Raw genomic sequence first — 15,168 nt, forward strand, 5'->3', positions numbered from 1 at the left:
GCCGTCACTCCGCCGGCACCGGGCTCGATCCGTCCGGGTGATCGTCCCGCAACGCGGTCGGCGCTGCCGTTCCTTCCTTCGTCTTCGGCGCCCTGATGCGGAACCAGGTCGCGTACAGGGCGGGCAGGAAGAGGAGGATGAGGACCGTGCCGCCGGCGGTGCCGCCGATCAGCGTGTAGGCCATCGAGCCCCAGAAGACCGAGTGCGTCAGCGGGATGAAGGCGAGCACGGCGGCGAGCGCCGTCAGGATCACGGGACGCGTGCGCTGGACGGTCGCCTCGATGACCGCGTGGTAGTCGTCGAGCCCTTCCGCCTTGTTCTCGCGGATCTGCTCGATCAGGATCAGCGTGTTGCGCATCAGGATGCCGGCGAGGCCGATCATGCCGAGGATGGCGTTGAAGCCGAACGGCTGGTCGAAGGCGAGGAGGATCGGCACGGCGCCGACGAGGCCGAGCGGCGCCGTCAGGACGGTCATGAAGGTCGCCGAGAACGAGCGCACCTGGAACATGATCACGATCAGCGTCAGGACGATCATGATCGGGAAGACCTTGGCGAGCGCCGCGTTGGCCTTCAGCGACTCGTCGATATTGCCGCCCATCTCGATGCGGTAGCCGTCGGGAAGCGAGGCGATCAGCGGCTGGAGCGCGGCGAGCACGGCGGTCGAGACCTCCGGCGGCTGCGCCGTTTCGGCGATGTCGGACCGGACCGTGATCGTGGGCGTGCGGTCGCGGCGCTTGATGATCGGGTCCTCCATGCGGATCTCGGTGCGCCCGATCTGGTCGAGCGGGATGAGCCGGCCGTCGCGGCTCGTCAGCGAGAAGTCCTTGAGGCGCGTCGGGTCGAGACGCTCCTCGCCGGCGCTCCTGGCCACGATGTCGACGGTGCGGATGTTCTCGCGCACCTGCGTCACCGTGATCCCGGAGAGCAGGAACTGGAGCTGCTGGGCGGCTTCGGTCGGCGACAGGCCGATGAGCTTCAGGCGGTCCTGATCGAGCACGAAGCGAAGGGTCGGCGAGCGGCTGCCCCAGTCGCGGTTGGCCTGGCGCACGCCCGCGACGCCGCGCATGACCGACAGAGCCTCGCTCGAGATGCGCACGAGTTCGCCCGCGTCCGGTCCCATGACGCGGAACTCGACGGGGAACGGCGTGTAGGGACCGAAGACGAGCTGCGTCACACGGACATAGGCCTCGGGCGCCAGCCCCTCGGCGATCGCCTCGCGCATGCGGTGCTTCAGCACCTCGCGCGTCTCGGCATCCTTCGTCAGGACGACCATCTTGGCGAAGGACGGGTCGGGCATCTCCGGCGACATGGCGAGGAAGAAGCGCGGCGCACCCTGACCGATGTAGCTCGACACGAGCTCGGCCTCGGGCTGCTTGTCCAGCCAGGCCTCGAGCTTCGCGACGGTCCGGGTGGTGGCCTCGATGCTGGAGCCCTCGGGCAGGCGCACCTCGATCAGCACCTCCGGGCGATCGGAGGATGGGAAGAACTGCTGCTCCACCCCGCCCATGCCGACCACCGCGGCGCCGAAGGCGAGGACGACGAAGGCGCAGGTCAGGAACTTGTGGCGCACGGCCGCGGTGATGACGGCGCGCAGGCGCCGGTAGTTCGGCGTGTCGTAGATCGCGTGCACGCCGCCGGGCACGGGCTTGATCTCGGGCAGGAGCTTGACGCCGAGATAGGGGGTGAAGGTGACCGCCACGACCCAGGAGGCGATCAGCGAGAAGCCGACGATCCAGAAGATGTTGCCGGCATACTCGCCCGCGGTCGACTGGGCGAAGCCGACGGGCATCAGGCCGATCACGGTGACGAGCGTCCCCGACAGCATCGGCGCGGCGGTATGGCTCCAGGCGACCGCGGCGGCCGACACGCGGTCCATGCCCTCCTCCATCTTCACCACCATGATCTCGATGGCGATGATGGCGTCGTCGACGAGGAGGCCGAGCGACAGGATGAGGGCGCCGAGCGTGATACGGTCGAAGAACCGCCCGGTGTCGAGCATGATCAGGAAGACGACCGCCAGCGTCAGCGGCACGGCGAGCGCCACGATGATGCCGGCGCGCCAACCGAGCGCGATCAGGCTGACCAGGAGCACGACCCCGAGCGCCATGACGAACTTGACCATGAACTCGTTGATCGAGCCGGAGATGTTGACGGCCTGATCGGTGACCTTGGTGAGGCTCAGCCCAAGCGGCAGGCGGGCGCCGATCTCGGCGGTCTTGGCCTCCAGCGCCTTGCCGAGGTCGAGCCCGTTCCAGGCATCCTGCATGACGACGCCAAGCATCAGCGCGGGCTCGCCTTCGGTGCGGATCCGGAAGGTCGCGGGATCCTCGTAGCCGCGGCGGACCTCGGCGATGTCGGACAGGCGCAGCGTCCGCCCCGCCGCCACGATCGGCGTGTCGGCGATCTTCTGGACATCGTCGTACGCCCCGTCGAGACGCAGGAACACCTGTGGGCCCGCGGTGTCGATCGAGCCGGCCGGGGCGACGGTGTTCTGGCGCTGGAGCGCCAGGAACACGTCCTGCGCCGAGATGCCGAGGGTCGCGAGCTTGGCATAGGAGAACTCGACGAAGATGCGCTGCGGGCGCTCGCCGATGATGTTGACCTTCTTCACGCCCGGAACGTCGAGAATCTTTTGGCGCATCGCTTCCGCCTCGCGCACCAGGACACGCATCGGCATGCCCCTGGCCTTCAGCGCGTAGAGGCCGAACGTGACGTCGGAGAACTCGTCGTTGACGAAGGGGCCGAAGGCGCCGCTCGGCAGGTTGCGCGCCTCGTCGCCCAGCTTCTTGCGGGCCTGATAGAACTCCTCCTGCACGGCGGCGGGCGGCGTGTCGTCCTTGAGGGTCAGCGTCAGGAACGCGACGCCCGGCCGGGCGATGGTCTCGACGCGATCGTAGTAGCGCAGCTCCTGGAGGCGTTTCTCCAGCGGATCGGCAACGAGATCCTGCATCTCCTGCGCGGTCGCGCCCGGCCAGGCGACCGTCGTGATCAACGTCTTGACCGTGAAGGCCGGATCCTCGGCACGGCCGAGATTGAGAAAGGCGAAGGCGCCGGCAAGGGCCGTGATGATGATGAGGAAGAGCGTCACCGACCGGTGACGCACGGCAAGGGCGGAGAGGTTGAGGCTCATGGCTCAGAACCCCTTGGCGGCGAGGAGCCGGATGGCGGCGCCTTCGTGGAGAAGATGGGCGCCGAGCGCCGCGACGGGTGTTCCGGGCTCGAGCCCGGAGACGGTCGCGGTCTCCTCGCCGAGCTCGAGGATCGTGACGGGCCGCAGGTTCACCTTCGACGTTGCGCGGTCCACGACCCAGACGCCCGTCGTCCCGTTCTCGTCGAGGATCGCGCCGATCGGCACCTCGGCGGAACGCGCGGCGACCGGATCCTTGATCCAGACCGTGACCGTCGAACCAATCGGGGCGGCGGCGGCGTCGCCCCCGAGAACGAAGCGTGCCTCATAGGTTCGCGTCTGCACGTCGGCCGCGCTCGAGAGCTGGCGCAGGACCGCCGGCCAGCGCCGGTCGCCGAGCCCGTAGATAGTGGCCTCGGCGGCGGCGCCGATCCTGGGACGCACGGTCTCCGGCAGGGAGACGGTCGCCTCGCGCTGCCCGTCATGGGCAAGACGCACCACCGCCTGGCCTGCCGAGACGACCTGACCGGGTTCGCCAAGGGTCTCGACGACCGAGCCGTCCGCGTCCGCGACGAGCACCGCGTAATCGGCCTCGTTGCGCGCGACATCGGCCTCGGCCTCGGCGGCCGAGAGCTGCCCCTCCGCCGTGTCCAGTGTCGCCTTCGCCTGCTCGTATCGCTGGCGGGGCGCTTGTCCGAGCCGCAGGAGCGTGGCGTAGCGGGCCTCGTCCGCCCGTGCCTGAACCGCCAGCGCCCGCGCGGCGTCGACCGCCTTCAGCTTGGCCGTCAGCGCCGAGCGAAGGTCGCGGTCGTCGACCCGCATCAACGGCTGGCCCGCCTTCACTTCCTCGCCCGCATCCACGAGGCGTTCGACGATCTTGCCGGGCACGCGGAAGCCGAGATTGCTCTGGATCCGGGCCGAGACCGATCCGGTGAAGGCGCGCTCGGACGCCCCGATCCGCTTCGCGTCGACGGTCGCGACCATCGGGGGCTCGGATCTCGCGTCGACCACAGCGGGTTTTGTCGCCTCTTCCGTCGAGGCCAGCGACGGATAGATGGTGACGGCGGCCCCCGCGGCAGCCAGCGCGGCGGATCCCAGAACGATCAAGGAAACGAGTCTCATGAGACCACCTCGTTGACGGGACGCTGCCCGAGGCCTTTATAGATTGCGTACAACTTCTATATGCCGTATAGCTTTCGAACGCAATCTATAAATGGAGAGCTCATGCGCGTTTCCCGCACCCAGGCCGAGGCGAACCGCGAGCGGGTCATCGACGTCGCCAGCCGCCTGTTCCGCCGTCACGGCTTCGACGGCATCGGCTTGAAGGATCTGATGGCAGCGGCCGGCCTGACGCAGGGCGCCTTCTACAAGCAGTTCGCATCGAAGGAGGATCTGGCCGCCCAAGCCACCGTCCGCGGGTATGCGGGCATCCGCGAGCGCTGGCGGCAGTTCGCGTCGCAGGACCCCAGGCGCCCGCTCGCGTCGCTCGTGCGATCCTACCTCTCTCCCGAGCACCGCGACGAACAGGCGGAAGGCTGCGTGATGGCGGCGCTCGGCGCGGATGCCGCGCGCGCGGGACCTGCCGTGCGCGCCGCCATGCAGGACGGGCTGGTCGCCCATATCGACTTCCTGGAGGCCTGCCTGCCGGAGGACGAGCCGGATCGGCGCGAGCGCGCGATGGCGACGGCCGCGTCGATGATCGGCGCGATCGTCCTCGCCCGCAGCGTCAACGACGAGACCCTGTCGAAGGAGATTCTCGATGCCTCGATCCGGGACATCCTAGAACGCCACGGGGGCGCTCCCGATCGGCACACCGAGTGACCCTCCAAACCACCCGGCGCGCCGACCGGGCGCCCAACTCCTCCAGGACAGACGGCCGAACCAGCCCCAACGACAGACGATGAACAGCGCCCCCGACAGAACATCCACGGCCGCTCGGACGGTCTATGCCTCCATGCGCAAGCGCGCCCTCGTCACGGGAGCGTCGAGTGGGCTCGGATTGGAGTTCGCCGATCTCCTGGCCGCGCAGGGTGTCGATCTCGTGCTCGCCGCAAGGCGTCGGGAGCCGATGGAGGAGTTGGCCGCCGATCTGCGTGCGAGGTACGGCGTCGACGTGGTCGTCCTGCCGATCGACCTCGCCGCCCCGGGAGCCGCGGTGCGCCTCAAGGAGACGCTGGACGCTTCCTCGACGCACATCGACATTCTCGTCAACAACGCCGGTTACGGCCTGCACGGCGAGTTCCTGGACACGCCGGTCGAGCGCACCGCCGACATGATCCAGCTCAACGTCACGGCACTGACCGAACTCAGCTACGTCTTCGGTCAGGACATGGCAGCTCGCGGATCGGGAAAGATCCTCCTCGTCGCGAGCCTTCTGGCGTACCAGCCCGTACCCGGCTTTGCCGCCTACGCCGCGACGAAGTCCTACGTGTTGTCCTTCGGGGAAGCGCTCCACGACGAGCTGCGCGAGCGGGGCGTCGTCGTCACCACGCTGTGCCCGGGACACACGGAAACCGGCTTCGACGCGGCGGCCGATGCACCCGTCTCGCCGATGCTGCGTCGGATGACGATGAAGCCGCGGCCCGTCGCCGAGGCCGGGCTCGATGCCCTATCGCGAGGCAAGGCATCGGTGATCGCCGGGTTCATGAACAAGCTCGTAGCCTTCTCCAACCGCCTGACCCCACGCGCCAGCCAACGCGCGTCCATGAGGAAAGTCCTCGGACCCTGACGGTCGACATGTTTCGTCGACGCCTTCCGCACCGTGGTGACGCCGCAGCCAAGCGAGGCGATGAGGCCGGACTTGGCAGTGCGGAGCCAGGGATCAAGATCGGCTTCAGCCTTGCGCTGGACGATGGACCGGAAGCGGTCGATCAGGGTTCGCACTTCGCCGAGCGATCACGTGCATTCCTCGATCGCGGAGATCGTGAGGGTCCCGGCTCCGGTCCGGTGGATGCGCTTCGTCGTCATCAGGCGGGCGATAGTACGGGCGGACGGTGGTCTGCGAAGCACGGCGCACGTCATGCGTTGCGACCGGCGCCGGCGCGTCACCTCGTCTCGAACGACGCGCTCTGAACCACCAGAGCCGGAGGCTCGAAGGCGCCGCCTGGGTTCTGCGCCGTCGCGGCAGGCCGGCTCCCGCTGCGCGTCGAGAAACACCAAGGGCGAATCGAAAGAGCCGTGGCGGGTGCGGAACAGGTCCGTGCGCTGGTCCCGTACGAACCGGCGGATGACCTTGCGGCTGCGACCCGTTCGGCGGACGATCTTCCTGATCGACGCCCCGTTGGCCGTCACCTGCGTAACGATGGCGTTCGCTTCCTCGCAGCGAAGGTGACCTTCGAACTGAAGGCGCTCGGCGCATGTCGGGGCTGAGGGTCTACCGGGCCCGCCGCCGATCGCACTCGTGCCGAGACGGTGACGGTCAGGACGCCATCGATGAGCTTCTCATGGTCGACGGCCCATCCGGCGGAACGATAGATGAGAGCGAAAGGCGACATGGCATGGCGGCGCTCCTCGAAGGACACCGCCATTTCCGCCGACAAACGCCGCCGAAAATCAGTTAGACCCAAACTCGCACGCCGAATGACCGACAGGGTTTGCGATCATCGGCCAGCAGGAATTTCGGCCGGATGGACTGTCGGGATCAACCGCTCGTCATGGCAGGGCATCGTGGTAGTTTCTGTACCACCGGACAAAGCTCGACAGGCCGTCTCGAAGATCGGTCGATGGAACGAAACCGACAGCCTCACGTAGGCGGGTCGTATCGGCGAAGGTGACCGTCATTTCCCCGGGTTGGCGTTGCCGGTGGGTGATGGCGGCTTTTCTGCCGAGAAGCGTCTCGAGGGTCGCGACGAAATCGCCCAACGCGACCGGATGCGTGTTCCCGATGTTGTAGATGCGGTGCCCGGCACTTGCGGCGGTCTGCGCGTCACCAGCGCTCCGATTGACCAGGCGCGTCACGGCCTCCACGGCGTCATCGATATAGGTGAAATCGCGTCGCATGACGTCAGCGTCGTAGAGCGTGATCGGCCGCCCCGCCAAAATCTCGCGGGTGAAACTGTAATACGCCATGTCGGGGCGCCCCCATGGGCCATACAGCGTGAAGAAGCGCAGGCCCGTACAGGCGATGCTCTCCAGCGCCGAGAAGGCTTCCGCCATGAGTTCGTTCGAACGCTTTGTGGCCGCGTAGAACGAGGCCGGTCGATCGGCACGGTCGTCCTCGCGGAACGGGATCGACGAATCGGCTCCATAGACCGAGCTCGATGAAGCATAGACGATGTGGCGGGGACGGACGTAGCGGCAGGCGTCCAGCATCGACACGAAGCCGTCGAGGTTGGGCCGCGCGTAGGCCCACAGGTCGCCGCTCGGATTGCGAACGCCCGCCCGAGCCGCGAGGTGAACGACGGCATCGGGGCGAAACGTCTCCATGATCCCGAGAAGGCGCGCCCCATCGGCGACGTCCGCCTCCTTGAATCGAAACGCCTCGTGGTCGGACACCCGCTTCAGCCGGGCACGTTTCAGACTGGGATCGTAGTAGGGATCGAGATTGTCGATGCCCAGAACGTCCATCCCCTCCCGCAGGAGACGAAGCGACAGGTGGTGCCCGACGAAGCCGGCAGCTCCAGTGATCAGAACGCGTTGAATGCGGAGCCCCCAGTCTGTCGCCCGGCAACCGGGATCCCGAACATCCGCCCTGTGCGGTTGTCCCGTGCCCCCGGCTTCGATCGACGGACGTACTCCCAACAGGCTCGCGAGAAAAGCGCCGGCTGCAACCGACACGTCGCTCCCTGCCGCCCCGCCGCGACCGCGTGGGGCTGAGAGAGCCTGATGATGCCGCGCCGCGTGATCAGGCGGAATTACGATTTTCCCAATCGCGCGGTGCTGTCGTATAACGGGGCCCCGCAGACCATCGGTCTCGCGTCGGAGGCCTGGAAATCTTTGATGTCGATCTCACCCCTCAGGGCGCACCAACCCGCATCCAGCAGCGGGCCCCGGATCCTGATCTACAGTCACGATACGTTCGGTCTCGGACACATCCGTCGCTGCCGCGCCATTGCGAATCGGCTGGCGACAAGTTTTCACGACCCCTCGATCGTCATCATCTCCGGTTCGCCCGTGATCGGCAGCTTCGAGTTCGGGGATGGTATCGACTATGTTCGGGTGCCCGGCGTGGTGAAGCTGCCGGACGGCACCTATTCCACATCCAGCCTCTCGCTGGATCTGGAGGAGACGGTGCGGATCCGGGAGGCCATCATCATGGCGACGGCTCGCGGACTGCGGCCCGACATCCTGATCGTCGACAAGGAGCCGACCGGGTTTCGCGACGAACTCGTCCAGACGCTGCAATTCCTGAAGGAGGCTGGCACCCGCATCGTCCTGGGTCTGCGCGATGTTCTCGACGAGCCTGCCGTGATCGTGCCGGAGTGGCAGAGGAAAGGGGCGCTCGCGGCGCTGGAACGCTTCTATGACGAGATCTGGGTCTACGGATTGCCGCAGATCCATGCGCCGCTGGAGGCGTTCGATCTCTCGCCCGCCGCAGTCAGGCGCATCGTCTATACCGGCTATATCCCACGCGAACTGCCGCCGAGACCCCAGCCCGCACGCTACCCGAAGCTGACGCGCGAACCGTTCGTTCTCGTGACGACGGGCGGAGGCGGCGACGGCGAGGAACTGATCGACTGGGTGATTTCGGCCTACGAGGCCGATCCGTCGATCCCGTTGGGAACGCTGGTCGTCTTCGGCCCCTTCATCCCCCGAGCGCGCCGCATGGCGTTCATCGAACGGATCGCCGGCCTGCCTCGGATGGACGCCATCACCTTCGACACCAAGATCGAGCATCTGATGCATCGTTCCGAGGGCGTGATCGCGATGGGTGGCTACAACACCTTCTGCGAGATCCTGTCCTTCGACAAGCGCGCATTGATCGTCCCCCGCCGCACGCCACGGCTGGAACAGACGATCCGCGCCGAGCGAGCAGCGGAACTCGGCCTCGTGTCCATGCTGGACGGCGCCATGCTGGAGCCCGGTGCGCGCCGCGATCCCGCCATGATGGGTCTGGCGATCCGCGCACTCGCGGAGCAGCCGCTACCGTCGAAGAGTTTTCCGAAGGGGCTCCTGGATGGACTGGATCGGATCGAGGCCGCCACGCATGCTCTGATGACGCAGACGCGCATCGCCGCGCCGCGCGACGCGGTGTTTGCCTGACGATGCTGGTTCGAACGCCGCCCGGCCGGAGACCGGAACAAGGCCTGCGCCTTCCCGTCGTGGTGAAAGGGTATCCTCGCCTTTCCGAGACCTTCATCGCGCAGGAGCTCCTGGCTCTCGAGGACGCGGGCTTCCTGATCGAGATCTGGTCGCTTCGACGCCCGACCGACGGCGCGCAGCACGAGTTGCACCAAAGGATCCGCGCGCCGGTCCACTATCTTCCCGAATATCTCTACCAAGCGCCGAAGCGCGTGCTGGCGGGACTGGCCCATGCACGTCGGCTGACGGGATGGCGTCCATTCCTTCGCGCCGCCTGGCAGGATCTGAAGCGCGATCCGACACCCAATCGCATGCGCCGCCTGGGACAGGCGATGGTACTGGCGCGAGAGCTCGATCCGGCTCTCGCTCATCTCTACGTCCATTTCCTCCACACACCCGGCTCCGTCGCGCGCTATGCTGCGCTGCTGCGCGGGGGAAGCTGGAGCTTCTCGGCCCATGCCAAGGACATCTGGACGACGCCGGAATGGGAACGGCGCGAGAAGATCGAAGCCAGCCGCTGGGGCGTGACGTGCACGAGACAGGGTTTCGACGAGCTCGTCCGGCTATCGCCGCCGCACGACCGCGGCCGCGTTCGCCTTGCCTATCATGGCCTCGACCTGTCTCGCTTCCCCCCGCCACCTGAGACCCGCTCGCCTCGCGACGGCGGTTCGGCGGTCGATCCCATCCGCATCGTCACCGTGGGGCGCATGGTGGCCAAGAAAGGATTTTCCGACCTCCTCGATGCGCTTGCGGCCCTGCCGAACGAGCTGCATTGGCGGCTCGTCCACATCGGCTCGGGCGAACTGAAGGACGCGTTGAAGACCCAGGCGGCGCGTCTCGGGCTCGACGACCGCATCGAATGGAAGGGCTCGCAGCCGCAGGATGCCGTCGTCTCGGCCTTGCGCGCGTCGGACCTGTTCGTGCTGCCGTGCCGCGAGGGGGACGGCGGCGACCGGGACGGGCTGCCGAACGTCCTGATGGAAGCCGCATCCCAGAAGCTCGCGATCGTCTCGACGGACTTCGCCAGCGTGCCGGAGTTCGTCACCGACGGACGAAACGGCCGCCTCGTCCCACCGGCGGACCCCGATGCCCTGTCGAAGGTCGTCGCCGATCTGATCGGCGATCCCGGCATGCGGCAGGCGCTGGGCGCGGCAGCCTACAGGGTTCTCGTCGAGCAGTTCACGCTCGAAGGCGGGATCGCGACGCTGGAGCAGCTTCTCCGAGAAAGCCTGGCGGAGCGCGAGCCTACGCCTTGACGACCCGGGAAAGGTCGAGCTGCCGCTTGGCGAAGACATTGCGCGTGTCGACGCCCAGCCGCATGTGTGCCGCAACCAGCGCATAATCGACGTCGTCGTGGTCCGTCGCGACCAGAACGGCGTCGAAGTCCGCGATCGCCTGCGCGGTCAGCGCGATGGAGCGGCGTCCCGCAAGCTCGCGATGCTCGCGCGTCGGACCGATCTCGGGAACATGCGGGTCGTGATAGCTGGTGTGCGCGCCCCGGTCCTCCAGCAGCTCGATGAGCCGGAACGAGGCGCTCTCGCGCGTGTCCTCGACGTTGCGCTTGTAGGCCACGCCGAGCACGAGAATCCGGGAGCCGTTCAGACCTCGCCCGAACCGGCGGTCGAGCGCTTCCGCCAGACGGTCCACGACATGGCGCGGCATCGCGGTGTTGATCTCACCGGCAAGTTCGATGAAGCGCGTCGGAACCTCGAACTCGCGCGCCTTCCACGCGAGATAGAAGGGATCGATCGGGATGCAGTGGCCGCCGAGGCCCGGGCCCGGCTGGAACGGCATGAAGCCGAAGGGCTTGGTCGATGCCGCGGCGATGACGTCCCAGACATCGATCCCCATCGCGTCGTAGACGACCTTCAATTCGTTGACGAGAGCGATGTTGACCGAACGGAAGATGTTCTCGGTCAGCTTGACCGCTTCCGCGACGGCGGGGCTCGACACGGGCACGGTCGAGGTCATCGCCGCCGCATAGAGCGCGTCGGCGAGCCGCAACGCGTGTGACCCGTCGCCGCCGACGATCTTGGGAATGTCCCGCGTGCCGAAATCGCGATTGCCGGGGTCTTCACGCTCCGGCGAGAAGGCGAGGAAGAACCCGTCGCCCGAGCGTGCGCCCGCCTCCTCGAGGATGGGCTTCACGATCTCCTCCGTGGTGCCCGGCCATGTCGTGGACTCGAGGACGACGAGCTGGCCGGGTCGAAGGGTGCGGGCGATCTGGCGGCTGGCGCGCTCGACGAAGGAAAGGTCCGGCTCGCGCTGACGCGTCAGCGGGGTGGGCACGCAGATCAGGATGGCGTCCGCTTCGCCGAGCCGCTCGAAATCCGCGCTCGCCTCGAAGCGATCCTCGGCTAGGGCCGCCCGGATCGCGTCCGCCGGGATGTGTCGGATGCCGCTTTCGCCACGGTTGAGAAGCGCGACACGGCGTTCGTCGATGTCGAAGCCGAGCACCGGAAAGCCCGCGCGACATAAAGTCAGCGCGAGCGGCAGCCCGACATAGCCGAGCCCGATGATCGCAACGCGTGCCTTGCGGTCGGCGATCAATCGCGCGAGCTTCGATGCCACTGGGTTCTCGGCTTCGGTCAAACGGCAGCCTCCTCGTTGTCTGGCGTCGTCGCCATGAGCGCGTCCGTGTCCATCCACACCGCGCCGGGATGGACCGCCAGCCGTTGAAGAAGGCGTTCGACGAAATGCCAGATTCGCCGGTCGTGCGCGAGGTGATGGGTGAGGATGCCGATCGGCTCGTCGCGGTCGAGATCACGGACGAGCTTTTCCAGAATGTCCGCTTCGTCCGCGAGGCCGCGGCCATGTCGCCAGGCGATGGGGTCGCAATGCGTGTTGACCACCGCGAGCCCATTCCTTCCGGCGGCCTTGCGCGGTCCGAATGTCGAGAGACCGCGATAACCGCTCGCCCGGAGATGCGGGACGAGCTCGTCGTCGATACGGTTCCAAGGCGGTGCCAGGATCGGCCGCACGCGCGGCCCGAACAGCGCTCGCAGGCTGCCGAGCCCTTCCCGGAGCCCCTCCAGAATTTCGCCGGCCGGCCGGTATCCGAGTTCGCAGCTCTTCCGGCCCGGCGGCGCATTGTTGGCATGCCGGATGCCGTGAACGATCACCGCAAGATGGTCGGGTTCCCGGCTTAACCGGGTCGCCAACCGGTCGCTCGCAAGGCGTGGGCTGACGGCGAGCGCCAGCGGCAGGTTCAGCCGGGCTCGCACCTCCAGCAGACGATCCAGCGCGTCGCACGGCTCGGCCGCGTCGTCGTCGCGCCACCAGAGCCGCGCCGGGCGCCCCTCTCGTGCAAGCGCGTCGAGGCGCTCGTCCAGTGCGCCCCAGGCGGCCGCGTTGCGCCGCGCCCGCGTGCCGGCGTCCTCGATCGCGGCCACGCTGCCCTCGACGCCACGCGTGACGATGTGGGGCGCCGTGTCGAGCGACAGGGTTCGCGCCTCCTCGACGGCCTTCAGGAGTGTCGTGGGCGAGAGTTCGCTGGCCGGAAGCAGCACGGCGAGACCGGACGCCGCCAGTCTTGTCGCGCGCAGGCTCTGCTCGCGCTCGCCCCCGTCCTCGAACGGCACCAGCACCGCGGGAGTACGGGCGGCGGCGATGTCGAGTGCTGTGTTGTAACCGCTCTGGCTGATGGAAACGGCGGAGCGCGCGAGAAACTCGCGAAAGTCGCGACGCGCCCGTTCCACCACGAGCCGGGGATGGGCACCCGCCGCAAGCGCTTCGAACGCCGCATCGGGCACGCCGTGGCCGACGAGGACCCGCCAGATCGCATCTCGGGCATCGAGACGCGATGCAGCAACAGCCACCTCGAACAGGGGAAGCCCGGCAACCCCGCCGCCGCCGGATACGACGACGTCCCGTGTGCGCGGCTGCGTCCGCTCGACCGGAGCGCCCTCGGCGACATAGCCCGTATAGATCAGGCGGGCGCGCAGCCTGTCGCCGACAGGCCAGGACGCCTCGAGCGGAACCGCCGCCGGATCGCCGTGCACGAGCACGCCATCATAGCGCTCGGCGACGATCGTCTCCGCCTGATCGACCTTTTCGGGGCGCGAGGGCGGATTGAGGATGTCTCGCACCGAGGCAAGGAGGACCGGTCGATCGGGGCGCGCCCAGACCGCCTCGACCAGCGCCTCGAACTCGCCGCGCAGCGAGCGCCGGCCAAACGGATAGGTTTCCGTGACGACGACATCGGGCCGCGTGCGATGGAAGGTGTCGAGCAGCGCCTCGCGGCGGGCCGCCATCCCCGTCTCGTCGAGAACCGCGCCGTCATCGGTCCAGAGCATGCGGAAGTCGGCATTTCGGCAATGAACCGGAAGAAGCTGGACGACGTCGAGGCCTTGCATGTCGAGATGGGGGACCGGCCGTCCGCCGGCGGCAAGGCAGACGTCATGGCCGGCGTCCGCCAGCCCCCGGCCGAGCAATGTCGCGCGCGCGAGATGCCCGATCCCGAGAAGATGGGTGACGACGATCAGAATGCGCACGACGCCGGCCTTTCCCGCAGAAGCGGATGCAGGGTCGATGCGAGGCGCTGGACCGCCGCCGCGAAACTGTGCCGGCCGGCGGCATGCGCGCGGGCTCCCTCCCCCAGCCGGCGCAGATACGCGCGGTCGCGCCCGAGTTGCATGAGGCGGTCCGCAAGGCCCACCACGTCGCCGGCATCGGCGAGAAGACCGGAAACGCCGTCCTCCACCACCTCGCCCACTCCGCCATAACGCATGGCCACCGCCGGGCGACCATGGGCGGCCGCCTCGAGGTAGGACATGCCGAACGCCTCGTTGAACCCCGGCCAGACCAGCGCATCGGCGCGACGGTAGGCGGTCGCGAGTTGGCTCGGATCACCGGCGAGGCCACGGAAGCGGACACGCCTGGCGATCGGTGCGAAGGCGGCCTCGACCGCGTCTCGCGCCTCGCCATCGCCGTGGATGTCCAGCGACCAGTCGATCTCGACGAGCGCCAATGCCTGCGCGAGGAGCCGGTAGGATTGCAGCTTGTCGGGCGCGCGCATCATTGCGGCCGCCACCAGTCGCAGAGGTCCCGCCTCCGGTATGGGCGCGATGTTCTCGTCCGTCACGTCGGCCACGAAGGGAGGCAGGTGGATGAGCCCGGCTTCGCTGCCGCGGAGCGTCGCCAATCCGGTGAGGTCCCGCCGGTTCAGGACGAGATGGAGGTCGGCCGCTCTCGACGCTCTCGCCGCCGCCTCGTGAAAGGAAGCGAAGGGTCCATCCCGCCGCTTCTCGGCGTGCGAGGCTTCCGCCAGCACGTACGGGATGCCGAGCGAGCGGGAGACGACCGGCCCGAGGAGGTCGGGCGCCTTGTAGTAGCTGTGATAGGTGAACCAGAGGCTCGGGCGTTGCCCTGGCGGCAGACCTCCCATGGTCGCGGCCAGTCGCCGGGCCTCCAGGCACGCCTGTTCGAGGAGCGCCGGCTGCCGGCTGCCGTCACGCGAGAACGCGCGGAACGAGCTCGCCAGTTGCGGTGCGAAGCCGGCCTGCCGTACGGCCGAGAACAGCAGGCGAGCGAGGGTTCTGTCCCCCGAGGGAACAGGGTCGTCCGGCGACTTCAGGGGAGCGTAGAAGAGCAGCGGTGGGCGGGCCGACATCTGGTCGATTGGCATGGCCCGTTCGCCGAGACAGTTGAGCCCCAGCCCTAGCGCACGCGGCATGCCTCCTGCAAGCGGGCGGCGCCTTGCAGAAGGCCGGCAGGGCCGTCCGCGCTGCCGCCTTGACGGGCGGGAGGCTTGCTGCGCTCCTAGCGCGGAAACCTACATGCCCGTCCGAAGCCGGTATCGC

At 68.0% G+C, this 15,168-nt stretch carries 10 protein-coding genes; 4 read left to right on the forward strand and 6 right to left on the reverse strand.

The features are described from left to right. Positions 1-4 precede the first annotated feature (4 nt). A complete protein-coding gene (locus ACLNGM_RS20010) occupies positions 5-3,130 on the reverse strand; it encodes an efflux RND transporter permease subunit (RefSeq protein WP_416356295.1) in 3,126 nt (1,041 codons plus the stop codon). 3 nt (positions 3,131-3,133) lie between these two features. Next, positions 3,134-4,249 (reverse strand): efflux RND transporter periplasmic adaptor subunit, encoded by a 1,116-nt coding sequence (locus ACLNGM_RS20015; RefSeq protein WP_416356296.1) that lies wholly within the window; start codon positions 4,247-4,249, stop codon positions 3,134-3,136. A gap of 102 nt (positions 4,250-4,351) precedes the next feature. On the opposite strand from ACLNGM_RS20015, the gene ACLNGM_RS20020 reads away from it, so the two are divergent. Further along, positions 4,352-4,948 carry a TetR/AcrR family transcriptional regulator gene (locus ACLNGM_RS20020; RefSeq protein ID WP_416356297.1) on the forward strand — a complete coding sequence of 199 codons (597 nt, stop codon included), beginning with the start codon at positions 4,352-4,354 and terminating at the stop codon, positions 4,946-4,948. A gap of 133 nt (positions 4,949-5,081) precedes the next feature. Continuing rightward, positions 5,082-5,855: an SDR family NAD(P)-dependent oxidoreductase gene (locus ACLNGM_RS20025; protein ID WP_416356298.1), complete on the forward strand. Its 774-nt coding sequence runs from the start codon at positions 5,082-5,084 to the stop codon at positions 5,853-5,855. A gap of 923 nt (positions 5,856-6,778) precedes the next feature. Here ACLNGM_RS20025 and ACLNGM_RS20030 read toward each other — a convergent pair. Further along, on the reverse strand, positions 6,779-7,768 hold the full coding sequence (locus ACLNGM_RS20030) for an NAD-dependent epimerase/dehydratase family protein (RefSeq protein ID WP_416358501.1): 990 nt from the start codon (positions 7,766-7,768) through the stop codon (positions 6,779-6,781). A gap of 297 nt (positions 7,769-8,065) precedes the next feature. On the opposite strand from ACLNGM_RS20030, the gene ACLNGM_RS20035 reads away from it, so the two are divergent. Beyond that, complete coding sequence (locus tag ACLNGM_RS20035; protein ID WP_416356299.1) at positions 8,066-9,328, forward strand: glycosyltransferase family protein; 1,263 nt, start codon at positions 8,066-8,068, stop codon at positions 9,326-9,328. 2 nt (positions 9,329-9,330) lie between these two features. Then, complete coding sequence (locus ACLNGM_RS20040; RefSeq protein WP_416356300.1) at positions 9,331-10,623, forward strand: glycosyltransferase family 4 protein; 1,293 nt, start codon at positions 9,331-9,333, stop codon at positions 10,621-10,623. Here ACLNGM_RS20040 and ACLNGM_RS20045 read toward each other — a convergent pair. From ACLNGM_RS20045 to ACLNGM_RS20055, 3 genes are read right to left on the reverse strand one after another with little or no spacing between them, the layout of a single operon-like run. Further along, a complete protein-coding gene (locus ACLNGM_RS20045) occupies positions 10,613-11,959 on the reverse strand; it encodes a nucleotide sugar dehydrogenase (RefSeq protein ID WP_416356301.1) in 1,347 nt (448 codons plus the stop codon). The genes ACLNGM_RS20040 and ACLNGM_RS20045 overlap by 11 nt on opposite strands. Further along, complete coding sequence (locus ACLNGM_RS20050) at positions 11,956-13,860, reverse strand: glycosyltransferase (protein ID WP_416356302.1); 1,905 nt, start codon at positions 13,858-13,860, stop codon at positions 11,956-11,958. Before ACLNGM_RS20050 ends, ACLNGM_RS20045 begins: the two co-directional genes overlap by 4 nt. Beyond that, positions 13,848-14,993, reverse strand: a complete 1,146-nt coding sequence (locus ACLNGM_RS20055; RefSeq protein WP_416356303.1) for a glycosyltransferase family 4 protein — start codon at positions 14,991-14,993, stop codon at positions 13,848-13,850. Before ACLNGM_RS20055 ends, ACLNGM_RS20050 begins: the two co-directional genes overlap by 13 nt. Positions 14,994-15,168 lie beyond the last annotated feature (175 nt).

The organism is Aureimonas phyllosphaerae (genome assembly GCF_047943035.1).
Taxonomy (GTDB): Bacteria; Pseudomonadota; Alphaproteobacteria; order Rhizobiales; family Rhizobiaceae; genus Aureimonas; species Aureimonas phyllosphaerae.